Here is a 16,077-nt window from a genome sequence, read left to right on the forward strand (position 1 = left end):
AGTCTTCATCCTGCCGTCGGGCTAACGGGTGAAGCCCCTTTTTGCCGTTGCGCCGGTCTTCTCGAGACCTGTCGTGGCGGGACCTCCAGAGCGTCTTGAATGCCATGCCCCGCCGGTTTGCGGGTCGGCCCCCCCGCCGACTACCTGCGCTGGGGGGACGTTCAGGTTTCGTCGGAGCGCCATGCTCGGTTCACACAAGAACAACGACAGGTGCTCCAATGCGAAGCCCACAGACCGCTCCCGATGCCTGTGCATCGGCCGTTGCCTCTACGCCCGCCCGCGCAGGTATCCATCATGCCGCTCCATGTCCCAGGAGCGTCCCCAGGTCGGCAGCCCATGTCTCGGCGCAAGGCTCCGCCCAGACGGGGTTGCTGCCCTGGCTGGCCCGCCTGTCCCCGTGGCTGCTGATCGCCGGCATCGGTTATGCGGCCGTGTTCGTCAAACCCCATGTCACTGGCGCTGCGTTGTCCCAGCCGGTCGTCGAGCGGCGCGACATGTTCTTCGGCGCCGCGGGGGATTCCGCTTCGCTCTGGGTGGTCGGCCAGGCCGGGGCCGTGCTGCATGGGCAGGCGGGAGCCAACCGCTGGAGCCGCGAAGCCTTCCCCGCGCGGACCAACCTGCAGGCGGTGGCGGTTTCGCCCGATGGGGTGGTGGTGGCCGCGGGCAATGGCGGGGAGCTCTGGGTGAAAGCCCCGGGGGGCGACTGGCGCAAGGTGAGCCTGCCGGTGGCGGAGGTGGGGAACAAGCTGCTCGACGTGCAGTTCATCGCCGGCCGTTTCTGGGTGGTGGGGGAGATGGGCGCGCTGTTTCGCTCCAGCCCGGAGGGTTCTTCCTGGGAGCGCCTTGGGCAGGAGCAGGACGTGGCCTTCAACGCCATCCGGCCTGGCGCGGAAGGCGACCTCTGGATCGCCGCCGAGTTTGGCCGCCTGCTGCGCAGCCGCGATGGCGGGATGACCTGGAGCACCGTCGAACTCGGCAGCGAGAGCCTTCGCTCCGTGGCCTTCAACGGCCGCACCGGAGTGGCCGTGGGCAACACCGGGCATGTCTACGTCAGCCCCGATGGCGGTGATAGCTGGAACGCCATCGAACCTTTCACCCATGAGCATCTGCATGACGTGGCGGTGACGGACGGACTCTGGAGCGTGGTGGGCGAGCATGGGTTGTTCTTCCAGAGCCGCAATCCCGCCGCGCTCTGGCAGGACGCCGCGCCGGCGGGCCTGGGCAAGGGCTATTTCACCCGCGTGCTGCCGGTCGCCGGCGGCAACCTGCTGGTCGGTCGGCAGCTCGCCATGGTCGATGCCGGGCGCCTGGCCGCGGTGCCGTCGGGGGAGCAGCCATGAGCCAGCTGAAGAACTTTGCATCTCGCCTGGCGGAGTGGTCGATCGCACATCGCCGGCCGGTGAGCCTGATAGTCGCGCTGATCACCCTGTTCTTCGCCCTGTGCCTGACGCGCCTGGACATCCAGACGCGTTTCGCCGACATGGTGCCCCATGACCATCCCTACGTGCGGGTGCACCAGGCCTACAAGGACAGCTTCGCCGCGGGCAACCGCGTGACCATCCTGGTTGAGGCCCGCCAGGGGGACATCCTGCGCGGCGACATCCTCGCCGAGGTCCAGCGCATCACCCTGGCGCTGCGCAAGGTCGAGGGCGTCAATCCCCAGCAGATCGTCTCCATCGCCTCGCGCAAGCTGAAGCGGGTGGAGGCCTCCAGCGAGGGCATCGAGACGCAGCCGCTGATGGGCGAGCAGGTCCCGCGCAGCGAGGCCGAGCTGCGCACCCTGCGCCAGGCGATCCTCAACAATTCGATGGTCTACGGCCTGTTCGTCGATCGCGACTTCGGCTCGACGCTGATCCAGGTGGACTTCTATGACCACCTGGTGAACTACAAGGCGATCTTCCCGCAGATCCAGGCGATCCTCGATGCCTCGCCGATCAAGGACCAGGTCAGCCTGCACCTGGTGGGGGAGCCGATCCTCTATGGCTGGGTCGCCCATTACCTCCCGGAAACCCTCGGCCTGTCGCTCCTCTCGCTCGGGGCGATGCTGGTGCTGCTGTTCGTCTTCAGCCGTACCTGGCGGGGGACGCTGCTGCCGCTGATCGCGGGGACCATCTCGGGTACCTGGGCCCTGGGCATCAGCGCTTTGCTGGGCTACAACTGGGACCCGCTGGTGGTCGTGGTGGCCTTCATCATCACGGCCCGGGCCTTCTCCCATTCGGTGCAGCTGATCACCCGTTTCGACGACCTCGCCGTCGATGGCCAGGTGACCCCGCGGCGCGCCGCCGAGCAGGCCATGGCCGAGCTGTTCCGCCCCAGCATGCTCGGGCTCTACGCCGATGCCGGCGCCATCCTCTGCGTGATGCTGACGCCGATCCCCCTGCTGCACAAGGTGGCGATCATCGGCGCCGTGTGGGTCATGAGCATCGCCGTGTCGGCGGTGGTGATGACGCCGATCCTGTTGTCCTGGATCCGGCGCCCGCAAGGCTTCGTGCACCCGCTGAACCTCGATTTCATCCTGCGCGCCGTGCTGCGGGCTGCCTCGCTGCTGGTTTCGACCAGGGCCCGCTACTGGGTGGCGCCGGTGTGCCTGCTGCTGCTCTGCGGGCTGCTGTTCGAGGCCTCGCGCATCCAGGTCGGCGATGCCAGCGACGGCTCGCCGATCCTCTGGCAGGACGCGCCGTTCAATCGCGACAGCGCCCTGGTCAATCGCCTCTACCCGGGCTCCGAGCAGATGTTCGTGGTCATCGAGGGACATGGGCCGGACGCCCTGAAGGCGCCCGAGGTGCTGGACTGGGCGCAGCGCTTCTCCCGCTACATGGAGCGCCAGCCCGAAATAGGCGGAAGCGTCTCGCTGGCCGACCTGGTGGTGGACATCCGCCGCAATCTCTACGAGGGCAACCCGCGTTACCGCGAGCTGGGCGCTTCGCAGACCGAGAACGGCGAGCTGATCAACTTCTACCTGCAGGGTGCCGCGCCGGAGGACATGGCGCAGTACGCGGACCGCCAGTTCCGCAATGGCGCCATCACGCTGTTCTTCCGTGACCACAAGGGCGAAACCCTGCGCAATGCCATCCACTATGCCCAGGCATTCATCGCCGGGAATCCGCTGAAGCAGGCCGACGTCAAGCTGGCCGGCGGCAGCCTGGGGGTGATCGCCGCGGTCAACGAGGTGCTGCTCAGGGACCAGATCGAGGCCATCGCCCTGGCCTTCCTGGTGGTCGTGGTCTGCTGCCTGGTGGTCTACCGCTCTTCCGTCAGCGGCATCTTCTTCATCATCCCGGTGCTGGTCTCCAACGTCGTCACCTTCGCCTTCATGTCCTGGCAGGGCATCGGCATGAGCATCAGCACGCTGCCGGTGGTCGCGCTGGGCATCGGGCTGGGCGTCGATTACGCCTTCTACATCGTCGACTCGATCAAGGAGTTCCTGGAGAAGCGCCCCGATGCGACGCCGCTGGAGGCCGTGCTGCAGTCCATCGGCTCGGCCGGTAGAGGCGTGCTGCTGACAGCCTTCACGCTCGCGGCGGGGGTTCTGCTGTGGACGCTTTCCTCGTTGCGCTTCCAGGCCGAGATGGGGCTGCTGATCGGCCTCTGGCTCATGGTTTCCGCCTTCACATCGCTGTTCGTCATGCCCGCCCTCGCGCTGGTGTTCAAGCCCAGGTTCATCTTCGCCGCGCCGCTTGAGGAGGAGCGGTGCGCCCCGGGTATCCAGACCAGCGGCTGAGCGACTGACGTTCGTTGCTACCTGCCGTCAATAACAACAATGAGAGGTGTATCGAATGCAATCCAGAAGACCGATTGCGAGACCGTCCTGGGCCCTGGCCCTGCTGCCTTTGAGCATGTTGCCCTGCGGGGCGCAGGCGATGGACTACGGAAATGACGATTTCGGCTTCAGCCTGGGGGGCTACATCAGGGGCTGGACTTCCTTCAACCTCAAGGACGCGCCGGAAACCCACGGCGACGACAAGGGCAAGCTGTCCATGCTGCGGACGTCGCTGTTGCTGGATGCCGATGCGGTCACCGGGCCCTTGAGCTGGAAGGCCATCACCCGTGTCGACAAGGAGGTGATGACCGACTACCAGCGGGACCTGCAGGACCTCAACCGCTCCATGGTCAACACCGGCTTCCGCGGCCGCGGCAGCGACCTCATGGACCAGTACGACCGGGCCGAGCTGCGCGAATTCTATTTCGACTACGAGAAGGACCGGGTGAAGGTCCGTGTCGGCAAGCAGCAGGTGGTCTGGGGGGAGACCGACTTCTTCCGCGCCATGGACGTCGTGCAGGGCTTCGACTATCGCTGGCGCTCCTTCCTCGAGCCGGAGAACGAGGAGCTGCGCAAGCCGCTGATCATGGTCAACACCACGATCCAGGTGCCCGAAGCCGACGGCTCCCTGCAGGTGCTGCTGCGCCCGGGGCTGGATGCGCATAACGCCATAGGCAACAGCGTGGACTTCTATGGCGGGCGCTGGGCGCCGCAGCCGTACCGGGGGACCGATTTCTACTCGCTGCTCGACACCGACTACGAGCATTCGGCAGGCGACAACCGGAAGGTGACCGGCGGGCTGCGCTGGGCGGGGATCATCGGCGACGTCAACTACTCGCTGGCCTGGCTCAAGTCCTATCAGGGCGACCCGGTCGTCAACTCGCGCTTCAACCCCTACCACGACACGCCCAAGGGCGTGCTGGGGGACCTGATCTACCCCGAGATCACCGTCTGGGGGGCAACCGCCAGCACCTACGTGCCGGCAGCGGATGCCGTGTTTTCCACCGAGCTGGTCTATACCCAGGACGCCGCGTTCAACTACGGCAGCGAGCCGCTGGCGCCGGGCCTGCCACCGGGCTTCAGCGGCCTCATGCGCAAGGACACCTTCACCACCATGCTGCGCATGGACAAGACGGTGGACCTGTCCCGCTTCCTGGGCACCAGCCGGCCGTCCTTCCTTTCGGCCCAGCTGTTCAACACCCGGGTGCTCGGTTTTTCCGAGGACGACGACCTGGTTGCGCTGGCCGCCTACACCGCCAAGAAGAAGCGTGACACCACGATCTTCACCACCGTGCTGCAGGCCAACTACCGCAACGACACCATCAACCCGTCGCTGGCCGGCGGCGTCGACCTGTCGGGGGACGGTGGCTTCCTGATACCGGCGGTGGAGTTCGCCATGGGCGACAAGTGGCGGCTGCGCGCCGAAGCCGACCTGTTCTTCGCCGCGGGCAACAGCAACGACTCCGCCCAGGAAGACAACGGCGCCACCCGGCTGTTCGGCTACTTCGACACCCACGACCAGCTGGTGCTGCGTCTGACCCGTCAATTCTAGTTCTGGTGAAAAACGATGAACGTACTTTTCAAGTATGCCGCCTTCGCATTGGCCTTCGGCCTGGCCACCTCGGCCGCGGCCACGGAACTGGCGGCTGGCACCCGCATCGACAAGAGCAATCTCGACAAGGTGCTGGGCGATACCTTCGAAGGCAAGCCGCTGAAGGAACTGCTGACCGAGAAGGTCCAGTGGCAGATCAGGAACTACAACCTGGGGCTCACCCTGGCGGCTTCCAAACCCGTGGCGCTGGACCCGGCCTACCTCAAGGCCAGCGCCGACAACGCCGGCAAGGTGACTTTCGACAAGGCCACCCGCACGGTGAAGGGTTGGGAAAAGGGCGTGCCTTTCCCGCAGATCGATGAGAAGGACCCGGACGCCGGGGACAAGATCGTCTGGAACTTCATCTACGGCCGCCCCATGGGCGACTCCCAGGAACTGAAGAACTTCCACTACATCCTGATCGATGCGAAGACCGGCGTCGAACGCGTGCAGCGCTACCGCCTGGACCGCTTCTATACCCGTGGCCGGCTCAACGGGCCGGCGAGCATCGGCGACGACTTCATGCTGCAGAACACCCTGCTGTTCGCCGAGGCGCCGCAGGACATCAAGGGGATCGGTACCTACACCAAGCGCTATGCCGATGGCTTCAAGATCGACGATGTCTGGGCCTATGTGAAATCGGTGCGGCGCGTACGGCGGATCTCCGGCAATGCCTGGATGGACCCGGTAGGGGGGCTGGACATCCTGGGCGATGACATCGACGTCTGGGACTCGCCGCCGAATTGGTACAAGAGCATCAAGCTGGTCGGCAAGCGCTGGATCCTCGCCGTGACCGATACGCCCAATACCGTGGGCAGCGAAGGGCAGGGCCCCGCGGCGCAGTTCCCCTGGCTGGACGTCTCCACCGCGCCCTACTGGAACCCGAACCCCAAGCTGGGCTGGCAGCCCCGCGAGGTCTGGGTGCTGGAGGGCACGCCGCCGGATGCCCACCCGTACGGCAAGAAGATTCTCTACGTCGACGTCCAGGCCAATCGCCCGCTGATGTCCGAGATCTACGACAAGAACGGCGAGTTCTGGCGCTTCCACCACATGCAGCAGCAGTCCATCACCGGCGAGGACAGCTACAAGGCGATCCTTCCCGTGCAGGGCGAGCAGATCGACTTCAAGCGCCAGCACGCGACCAACTTCGTCTCGACCTACGTGGTCAACCGCAAGGGCGCCAAGGAGTCCGATTTCTCCCTGGGCAAACTGGAAGCGGCCGGCAAGTGACGGCAGGGTCGCCGGCCCCCGGGCCGGCGACTCCATGACAACAATAGGAGCCAAGGCGATGACCCTCTGTAACCTTCCCCCCCAACAGTGGCCTGCCGAACCCAAGGTACAGCTCAGCCCCTGGGCCTGCGAGCCGCCGCTGGACGAGGAGTCCGAAGCGTTCCGCCAGAGCCTGCGCCAGTTCGCCAGCAAGACCATGCGCCCCATCGGCCAGGAACTGGACCGCCTGGGCGCCGAGCAGGTGGCGGCCAAGAGCCCGCGCCTGTACGAGGAACTCGGCTGGGGCGATGCCGGCCTGGCTATCGCGGCGGCTGCGCGCATGTTGCCGCTGTACATGGCGGCCAAGCTGGGCAACCGGTTCGTGCTCGATGAATATTCCGAGCAACTGATCGGCTGCTGGGGCATCACCGAGCCGGATCATGGCAGCGACTCGCTGGATGCCAGCCGGCAGGTCTTCCACCCCCAGGGCAGCTATGGCCGGCCCAACTGCGTGGCGCGGGTCAGCAACGGGCAACTGGTGATCAACGGGCAGAAATCCGCCTGGGTCTCCAACGGCTGTATCGCCGACCTCTGCGTGCTCTATTGCGCCGCCGACACGCCCAACGGCCCGGATACCCAGCGCGGTTACTGCGTGGTAGTGCCGACCGACCTGCCGGGTGTGTCCCTCGGCAAGCCTCTGGAGAAGCTCGGCCAGCGTCCGCTGCCCCAGGGCGAGCTGTACTTCGACAACGTCAAGGTCAGCCTCGACCACGTGCTGGCCGGGCCGGACGACTACAAGCGCGCCGTCTACGCCATCCACACCGACGCCAACCTGCTGATGGCCGCCACCTTCACCGGCGTGGCGCGCTCGGCCTATGACCATGCCCTGGCCTACGCCCACGAACGCAAGCAGGGCGGCCTGCCGATCATCCGTCACCAGGACGTGGCGCGCCGGCTGTTCCACATGCTGCGCAAGGTCGAGGCGGCCCAGGCGCTGACCCGCCGCGTGGCCCGCTTCAACGCCCTGGCGCCGGTGCCGGCGCTGCAGGCGGCGATGCTGGCCAAGGTCACTGCCACCGAGCACGCCTTCGAGGTGGCCAGTGACGCCATCCAGATGTTCGGCGGCAACGGCCTGACCCGCGAGTACCCGGTGGAGAAGATCTTCCGCGACGCCCGCGCCTCGATGATCGAGGACGGCTGCAACCAGGTCCTGGCGATCAAGGGTGGCTACAGCCTGCTCGATCCGGAGTGGCTGTAACGGACGACGCGATGGCGCTGGCATGAGTTCATCGCTGCTGAAGCCCTTCCGGTAGCGCGTGCCGGCACGGCATGCTGCGCACTGACGCCGATCCCTCATGGCAGTGGCCGTCGCGGCACTGCTCTCCCTGTCGTGTCCCGCTCGATACCCGGGTGGCACCGCCCCGGTGCCACCTGTTTTTTTAGTTACCCGACATTCCTGGCGGCCTGCCGCATCGATCGAGGGAGGCCGTAATCACCCTTCACCTGGGAGCTGATCATGTATCTGTTTTCTTCTGCAGTTCTGGTTCGCAACCTGCTGCGCCGGCTTGTTGCCCTGATGGGGAACGACGCCACGGTCACGGGTTCCGACCGTCAGTTGGCCTTGCAGGCGGAAAGCGCCGTGCAACGCCTCCAACAGCGCCTGGCCGAACTCGATTCGCAGGTCGAGCAGGCGGTGGCCGAGCGGCGAGCTGCCTATGAGGCGAATGCGCGCCTGGCAGCCAGCCTCTCCCATGAGCGGAGCCGCTGCGAACTCCTGGCGGCCTGCGCCGAGGGTTGCTGGGAAGTGCTGGTTGCGGCGGGGGAGTCGCTGCCGATGGAGGCTGGGCTGGCGTCGTCGGCAAACCTGCAGGCGCTGCTCGGGCTCGGTCCGTCGGCCCGGCTGGGCGACTTCTTCGCCAGCGCGCATCCCGAGGACAGGGCAGGCCTGCAGCGGGCCGTTCTCGACAGCCTGAAGACGGAAATCGCGCACCACCCGCTGGAGTGCCGTCTACGGGGGGCGGAGGGTGGCTACCGCTGGTTCCGGACCCACTGCGCCAGCCTGCGGGGGGAAGAGGGCAAGAGCACCCGCCTGGTGTGCACGCTGCGCGACATCCAGGATGAACGGCGCCAGGCCGAGGCGCTGGAGACCTGCGAGCAGCGTTTCCGGCTGATGGGCGAAACCATCCGCGAGGCGCTGTGGGAGATGGAAGTGGTCGAGGGCGACCCGGTGAACCCGCACAATAGGCTCTGGTGGTCGCCGCAGTACATCCGGCTGCTCGGCTTCGACGAGGCCGAAGCCTTTCCCGCGGAACTGGACAGCTGGGCTTCGCGCCTGCATCCGGAAGACAGCCGGCAGGCCCTGCAGGCCTTCGCCGAGTACATGACCCGCCGCGAGGCCTCCGGCCCGTTGGAGCTCATGTACCGGCTGCGGCTCAAGAGCGGCGACTACAGCTGGTTCCGCGCCCGCGGCATGGCGCATCGCGACGAGCATGGCGTGCCCCTGCGGGTGATGGGCTCGCTGGTCGATGCCCAGGGCGAGCACGAGGAGAACGAGCTGCGCCGCCTGCAGGCGCGGCAGCATGAAGTGCTGCAGGACAACCTGCAGAAGCTCGGGATGATCGTCGGCACCATCCAGGGGATTGCCACCCAGACCAACCTGCTGGCCCTCAATGCCGCCATCGAGGCAGCCCGTGCCGGTGATCTGGGGCGTGGCTTCGCGGTAGTCGCGGACGAGGTGCGCACCCTGGCGATCCGTACCACCGAGGCGACCCAGCAGGCCAAGGCGATGATGAACAGCGGCGCCCTGTAAGGCCGCCGATAGGGGGGAACTCCCCCCATCGGCCACCACTGCCGGGGGGACGTAGGCGTTCGGGTGAGTGGGCATGATCGTTCCCACATACAAGAACAATTAGCAGGTAGCACCCATGCCACGCCTACGAGCCGCACCCGCTGTTCGTCCAGCGGATGCCTTCGGCGCCCCCCGGTCCGCCGGCCATGGCGCCGACCACCCGTCCTTTTCCATGCAATGGCTCGACCGCCTGTTCGGCGCCCTCGGCCCGTCGCTGACACGACTGCCCCGTCCATTCCGTCATCCGGCGCCGGCTCCATGCCTGGCCCTGGCCACGACCGGCAAGTGATTTCACTGCCGCCGGCTGGCCGGCGGCCTCAGCACAACAGGAGTCAATCTCATGAACCCTTCCAACCTGCCCCCGCAGCAATGGCCTGCCGAGCCCAAGGTACAGTTCGGTCCCTGGGCCTGCGAGCCGCCGCTGGACGAGGAATCCGAAGCGTTCCGCCAGAGCCTGCGCCAGTTCGCCGGCAAGGTCATGCGCCCCATCGGCCAGGAGCTGGACCGCCTGAGCGCCGAGCAGGTGGCGGCCAAGGGCTCGCGCCTGTACGAATTCTTCGCCGAGTACGACAAGCTCGGCATCAGCCAGGAACTGCTGGCCAGCCTGAGCGACGAGCAGCGTGCGGTGATGTTCCCGCTGCTGTTCGAGGAACTCGGCTGGGGCGACGCCGGCCTGGCGATTTCCGCCGGGGTGCGCATGCTGCCGCTGTACATGGCGGCCAAGCTGGGCAACCGGTTCGTGCTCGATGAATATTCCGAGCAGTTGATCGGCTGCTGGGGCATCACCGAACCGGACCATGGCAGCGACTCGCTGGACGCCAGCCGGCAGATCTTCCACCCCCAGGGCAGCTATGGCCGGCCCAACTGCGTGGCGCGGGTCAGCGACGGGCAACTGGTGATCAACGGGCAGAAATCCGCCTGGGTCTCCAACGGCTGCTCACCAGGCAACCTCTGCGTGCTCTATTGCGCCGCCGACACGCCCAACGGCCCGGATACCCAGCGCGGTTACTGCGTGGTGGTGCCGACCGACCTGCCGGGTGTGTCCCTCGGCAAGCCGCTGGAGAAGCTCGGCCAGCGTCCGTTGCCCCAGGGCGAGCTGTACTTCGACAACGTCAAGGTCAGCCTCGACCACGTGCTGGCCGGGCCGGAGGACTACAAGCGCGCCGTCTACGCCATCCATACCGATGCCAACCTGCTGATGGCCGCCACCTTCACCGGCGTGGCGCGCTCGGCCTATGACCATGCCCTGGCCTACGCCCACGAACGCAAGCAGGGCGGCCTGCCGATCATCCGTCACCAGGACGTGGCGCGCCGGCTGTTCCACATGCTGCGCAAGGTCGAGGCGGCCCAGGCACTGACCCGCCGCGTGGCCCGCTTCAACGCCCTGGCGCCGGTGCCGGCGCTGCAGGCGGCGATGCTGGCCAAGGTCAGTGCCACCGAGCACGCCTTCGAGGTGGCCAGTGACGCCATCCAGATGTTCGGCGGCAATGGCCTGACCCGCGAGTATCCGGTGGAGAAGATCTTCCGCGACGCCCGCGCCTCGATGATCGAGGACGGCTGCAACCAGATCCTGGCGATCAAGGGCGGCTACAACCTGATCAACCCGGAGTGGCTGTGATGAGCGCCAGCGAACTGGACCAGCAACTGATCCGCAACGCCCGGCAGAACGCCTACGTCATCGGCGTCGGCATGACCCGCTTCGGCAAGCACCTGGGGCGCAGCCTCAACAGCCTGGCGCGCGAGGCGATCAGGCAGGCGCTGGACGACGCCGGCATCGAGGCGCGCCAGCTCGAAGCGGCCTGGATGGGCACCGGCGCCGCCCCGGTGATCACCGGCCAGGTGTGCATAGCCGGGCAGGCGGTGCTGCGCGGCCTGGGCGTCGGGCGCATCCCGGTGGTCAACGTGGAGAACGCCTGCGCCACCGCTTCCACCGCTTTCCAGCAGGCCTGCACCATGGTCACCCACGGCCTGCACGACGTAGTCATCGCCGCTGGCTACGAGAAGCTCTACCACGAGGACAAGGCGCGCACCTTCTCGGTGTTCGACGGCTGCGTCGACGTGGACGAGCAGGATGCGGTGCTGGGCTTCCTGCAGGCTGGCCTGCGCCGTTCCGGGGCCCAGGTCGACCTGAGCCAGGCCGGCAAGGACCGCTCGCTGTTCATGGACATCTACGCCACCTGGGCGCGCGACTACCTGGCCATGGCCGGCGGCGAGCCCCGCCACCTGGCAATGGTCACGGCGAAGAACTCGCGCCACGGCGCGCTCAACCCGCGCGCGCAATTCCAGGACGTGCTGAGCGTCGAGCAGATCCTCGCCGCGCGCAAGATCGCCGACCCGCTGACCCTGCCGATGTGCTCGCCGATCGGCGACGGCGCGGCGGCAGCGGTGATCGTCTCCGAGCGTGCGCTGAAGCGCCTGGGTGCGCGCCAGCCGATCCGCGTCGCCGCGTCGATGATCGTCAGCGGCTACGACTACGCCGACGAGCACACCCCGGAAGTGGCGCGCTGGGCATCCGAACTGGTCTACCAGGCCGCCGGCGTCGGTCCCCGCGACCTCAGCCTGGTGGAGCTGCACGACGCCTCGTCGGCCTCCGAGCTCATGTACTACGAGAGCCTCGGCCTGTGTGGCCGGGGCGAGGGCGTGGTGCTGCTGGAGTCCGGCGCCACCGAACTGGGCGGGCGCATCCCGGTGAGCGTGTCCGGCGGGCTGAACCGCAAGGGCCACCCCATCGGCGCCACCGGCCTGGGCCAGGTGTTCGAGCTGGTCGAGCAACTGCGCGGCAACTGCGGCGCACGCCAGGTACAGGGCGCCAGCGTCGGCCTGGCGGAGAACGGCGGTGGCTTCATCGGCGCCGATGCCGCCGTGATGAGCATGACCGTACTGACCCGCTAGGAGGCACCCCATGCACAACGATTCACTGATCCTGGCCAACGTCATCCGGCGCAAGGCCGAGCAGACCCCGGACCTGGACGTGCTGACCTTCGTCCACGTCGATGCCGACCAGCAACTGCGCGACTGCACCCGCAGCTATCGCCAGCTGTGGGAGAACGGCCAGCGCATCGCCTCCGGCCTGGACGACGAAGGCATGGCCCAGGGCGACGCCTTCGCCCTGATCATGTTCAACCATCCGGAATTCGTCGAGGCCATGGTCGGCTCGTCCATCGCCAACACGGTGTTCGTGCCCATCGATGCCCGCGCCTGCGGCGACAAGCTGCAATACCTGCTGGGCTTCTCCGCCTGCCGTGGCGCCATCGTCGCCGACCATGCCCTGGCGGCGGTGCTCGAACTGGCCGGGCGCCTGCCGAAGCTGGAATGGCTCTGGGTGCTGGACACCGGCGCCGGCGCGGGCGAGCCGCCGACCCACCGGCGGATCCGCATCCGCGCCCTGGACGATGTCCTGGACGACCGCGTGCCGGATATCGCCGTGCGCGCCACCGACCTGCAGCAGCCCATGCAACTGCTGTTCACCTCCGGCACCACCGGCAACCCCAAGGCCATAGTCGCGCCCTACGCGCGCTTCGCCGCCATCGCCGGCCTCGGCGCCGAGGTGGGCCTGCAGCCGGGCGACCGGCCCTACACGGGCTTGAGCCTGACCCACGCCAACGCCCAGTGCATCACCCTGGGCAATGCGCTGTTCATGGGCCTGCGGGTGGTCATCAGCCGGCAGTTCACCAAGTCGCGGCTGTGGGAAATCCTGCGTCGCTACCAATGCACCGTGTTCAACCTGCTGGGCGGCATGACCACCGCCGTGTACTCCGAGCCGCCGCGCCCGGACGATGGCGACAATCCGGTGCGCTACGTGTTCAGCGCCGGCATGCCGGCCAGCATCTGGCAGGACTTCGCCCGGCGTTTCAACGTCGAAATCTTCGAGTTCTACGGCACCGCCGAAGGCGGCCTGGCCCTCAACCCGCCAGGCGCCGGCCCCGTCGGCTCCATCGGCAAGCCGCCTTCGCACCTGCGTTGCGCGATCCTCGACGAGGAGGGCAACGAAGTGCCGGCGGGCCAGCGCGGCGAGATCTGCTTCCGCGCCGCCGGCGGCGACGACCATCCGCCGGTGGCCTACCTGAACAACCCGCAGGCGTCCGCGGCCAAGACCCAGGGGGGCTGGTTCCACTCCGGCGACATCGGGCACAGGGACGAGCAGGGCTGGGTCTACTTCGACTACCGCGACGGCAGCGGTATCCGCCGCAACGGCGAGTTCATCGACCCGGCGCAGATCGAGAAGGTGATCGCCGAGGCCGAGCAGGTCGCCGACGTGTTCGTCTACGGCCTGCCCACGCCGGCCTGCGCGCCCGGGGAGAAGGAGGTGGTCGCGGCCGTGGTGCCGCTGCCCGGCCAGCGCCTGGACTGCCGCGAGCTGCTGGCGCACTGCGCCCGCCACCTGCCGCGCAACCTGCTGCCCAGCCACGTGCAGGTGCTCGATGAAATCCCCAAGACCGCCTCGGAAAAACCCCTCGAACGGGTACTGCGCGAACGCCTCGAAGGCGAGCTGAGCGCCTGCAGATCACAACAACAAACCGCATGAACCGGAGAACAACAAATGTCTGACATCAAGGTCGTGGTATATGGCGCCAGTGGCTACACCGGCAAACTGGTTTCCCGCCACCTGGCCGCGCGGGGCATTCCCTTCATCGCCGCCGGGCGCAGCGCGGGGAAGATCCACGAACAGTTCGCTACCCAGCCGGAACTGAAGAACGCCCGCTACGAGGTCGTCGAAGTGGCCAACGAGGAAGCGCCGCTGACCGCGTTCCTCGCCGGCAAGAGCGTGGTCTACAACACCGTCGGCCCGTTCATGCAACTGGCCGAGCCGATGGTGCGCGCGGCGCTGGCCGCCGGCTGCCATTACCTGGACAGCACCGGCGAACAGGACTGGATGCTGTTCCTGCGCGAGAAATACGCCGCCGCCTACGCCGATCGCGGCGTCCTGCTGATCCCGGCGCTTGCCTTCATGTGGGCCGCCGGCCACCTGGCCGCCGAGGTCTGCCTGGAAACCCCCGGCGTCGACACCCTGGACCTGGTCTACGTGACCCGCGGCACCACCCCTTCGGTCAGCTCCACGCTGTCGTTCCTGCGCATGTGCTGCCAGCCGCAGTACTACCTGGCGCAAAAGGAACTGGTGGCCTGGGAGCCGGCCACCGCCTACCAGACCGTTGCGCCGACCTTCCACCAGGTGCTCGACTGCCTGCCCTGGAGCGGCGGCGGCGAGCCGGTGTGGTACCTCGACGACCCGCGCGTGCGCAACTGCAGCATGCTGGTGAACTTCGGCAACCCCGCGGTGATGAGCAGCGTGCTGAAGCTGGCCCGCGAGTTCAACGAAGTGCACAGGTTCAAGTCGCCGGAAGAGCAGGAGCAGGTCACCAACGGCTGGGGCCACGAGTGGACGCCGGTCGAGCCGCCGCGCGAGAACCCGGAGCACTGCCGCGCGGTGATCTCCTGCCACGGCAGCGGCCCGGCCAGCCAGTCCACGGTGATCCTGCAGGGCAACTGCGGCTACGAGCAGGCCGGCTCGGTGGCGGTGGCCGGGATCGAGCGCATCCTCGCCGGCGAAGTCAGCGCCGCCGGCTTCGTCAGCCCGGCGGCGGCGTTCGGGGCGCGCTATCTGCTGGCCGCGCTGGAGCGTGACGGCCTGCTCAAGGTGATAGTGCGCAACTGATCCGCCAGTCGAATCGACGCTTTGCGGCGCGGGGCCTTTGGCCTGCGCCGCTTTTTTTACAGGGGATGCGGAATGAACGAACTGCTGAAGACCTTCGGCCTGCACGACGAGGCGGCCCTGGCGACCGCTGCCGTGCCGTACCCGGCATCCGGCGTCGCCGGGTGGATCAACGGCGCCGAACCCGCCCGCGATGGCGGGCCGGGCGCGCGATGACCAGGGAGTGAATGCGATGGGACGTTTGCAAGACAAGGTCTGCCTGGTCACCGGCGCGGCCAGGGGCATCGGGCTGGCGACGGCCGAACTGTTCGCCCGGGAAGGCGCCCGCGTGCTGCTGACCGATCTCGACCAGGCGGCCGGCCTCGCGGCGGCCAACGCCCTGGGCGGGCAAGGGCTGTCGGTCGGCTTCCTGCAGCAGGATGTCACCGACGAGGCGCAATGGCGCAAGACGTTCGACTTCTGCGAGCGACTGTTCGGCGGCCTCGACGTACTGGTCAACAACGCCGGCGTGGGGGCTTTCTGCGACGTCGAGCGGATGACTCTGGAGCAGTGGCGGCACACCCTCGCCTGCAACCTGGACAGTGTGTTCCTTGGCACGCAGCTGGCCATCGGGCGGATGCGGGCCCGTGGGGGCTCGATCATCAACGTGGCGTCCATCGAAGGCCTGATCGGCGAACCGCTGGTGCCGGCCTACAACGCCAGCAAGGGCGGCGTGCGCCTGTTCACCCGCTCGGTGGCGGCGCATTGCGCGCGCCGGGGCTACGCCATCCGCATCAACGCGCTCTGCCCGGGATATGTCGAGACGCCCATGGTGCAAGGCGCGCTGGCGGCGGCGCCGGACGAGCAGGCGCAGGACATGCTGGCGTACCTGCGGCAGCGCATCCCCATGGGGCGCATGGCCCGCGCCGAGGAAATCGCCAAGGCCATGCTGTTCCTGGCCAGCGACGACTCCAGCTACATGACCGGCGCGGACCTGGTCGTGGACGGGGGGTACCTCGCGCAATAGCGGGCCGGGCGAT

General features: G+C 67.6%; 11 protein-coding genes and 2 pseudogenes. All 13 read left to right on the forward strand.

The window, feature by feature from the left end:
- The first annotated feature begins 368 nt into the window (after positions 1-368).
- Entirely contained in the window at positions 369-1,340 is a 972-nt protein-coding gene (locus BM060_RS09575; RefSeq protein WP_074979479.1) for a WD40/YVTN/BNR-like repeat-containing protein, read from the forward strand.
- Positions 1,337-3,721 (forward strand): efflux RND transporter permease subunit, encoded by a 2,385-nt coding sequence (locus BM060_RS09580; protein ID WP_074979482.1) that lies wholly within the window; start codon positions 1,337-1,339, stop codon positions 3,719-3,721. Before BM060_RS09575 ends, BM060_RS09580 begins: the two co-directional genes overlap by 4 nt.
- A gap of 55 nt (positions 3,722-3,776) precedes the next feature.
- Positions 3,777-5,312, forward strand: a complete 1,536-nt coding sequence (locus tag BM060_RS09585) for a DUF1302 family protein (RefSeq protein WP_074979484.1) — start codon at positions 3,777-3,779, stop codon at positions 5,310-5,312.
- A 15-nt stretch (positions 5,313-5,327) separates the two neighbouring features.
- Entirely contained in the window at positions 5,328-6,581 is a 1,254-nt protein-coding gene (locus BM060_RS09590) for a DUF1329 domain-containing protein (RefSeq protein ID WP_074979486.1), read from the forward strand.
- Positions 6,582-6,639: 58 nt separating this feature from the next.
- A complete protein-coding gene (locus tag BM060_RS09595; protein WP_074979488.1) occupies positions 6,640-7,818 on the forward strand; it encodes an acyl-CoA dehydrogenase family protein in 1,179 nt (392 codons plus the stop codon).
- A gap of 576 nt (positions 7,819-8,394) precedes the next feature.
- Positions 8,395-9,063, forward strand: a pseudogene (locus tag BM060_RS33260) (PAS domain-containing protein); the annotation flags it as partial.
- A 45-nt stretch (positions 9,064-9,108) separates the two neighbouring features.
- A pseudogene (locus BM060_RS33265) lies at positions 9,109-9,342 on the forward strand (methyl-accepting chemotaxis protein); the annotation flags it as partial.
- A 406-nt stretch (positions 9,343-9,748) separates the two neighbouring features.
- On the forward strand, positions 9,749-11,026 hold the full coding sequence (locus BM060_RS09605) for an acyl-CoA dehydrogenase family protein (protein ID WP_083426752.1): 1,278 nt from the start codon (positions 9,749-9,751) through the stop codon (positions 11,024-11,026).
- On the forward strand, positions 11,026-12,300 hold the full coding sequence (locus BM060_RS09610; protein WP_074979492.1) for a thiolase family protein: 1,275 nt from the start codon (positions 11,026-11,028) through the stop codon (positions 12,298-12,300). The genes BM060_RS09605 and BM060_RS09610 overlap by 1 nt, the downstream gene beginning before the upstream one ends.
- A gap of 10 nt (positions 12,301-12,310) precedes the next feature.
- Complete coding sequence (locus BM060_RS09615) at positions 12,311-13,933, forward strand: AMP-binding protein (RefSeq protein WP_074979495.1); 1,623 nt, start codon at positions 12,311-12,313, stop codon at positions 13,931-13,933.
- 15 nt (positions 13,934-13,948) lie between these two features.
- The gene (locus tag BM060_RS09620; RefSeq protein WP_074979497.1) at positions 13,949-15,061 is read left to right on the forward strand and encodes a saccharopine dehydrogenase family protein; all 1,113 of its coding nucleotides are present in this window, start codon (positions 13,949-13,951) and stop codon (positions 15,059-15,061) included.
- Positions 15,062-15,133: 72 nt separating this feature from the next.
- Positions 15,134-15,274 carry a hypothetical protein gene (locus BM060_RS32920; protein ID WP_159458819.1) on the forward strand — a complete coding sequence of 47 codons (141 nt, stop codon included), beginning with the start codon at positions 15,134-15,136 and terminating at the stop codon, positions 15,272-15,274.
- 16 nt (positions 15,275-15,290) lie between these two features.
- Positions 15,291-16,064 carry a glucose 1-dehydrogenase gene (locus tag BM060_RS09625; RefSeq protein WP_074979499.1) on the forward strand — a complete coding sequence of 258 codons (774 nt, stop codon included), beginning with the start codon at positions 15,291-15,293 and terminating at the stop codon, positions 16,062-16,064.
- Positions 16,065-16,077: the final 13 nt, after the last annotated feature.

The sequence above is a fragment of the Pseudomonas citronellolis genome, assembly GCF_900112375.1.
Lineage (GTDB): Bacteria > Pseudomonadota > Gammaproteobacteria > Pseudomonadales > Pseudomonadaceae > Pseudomonas > Pseudomonas citronellolis.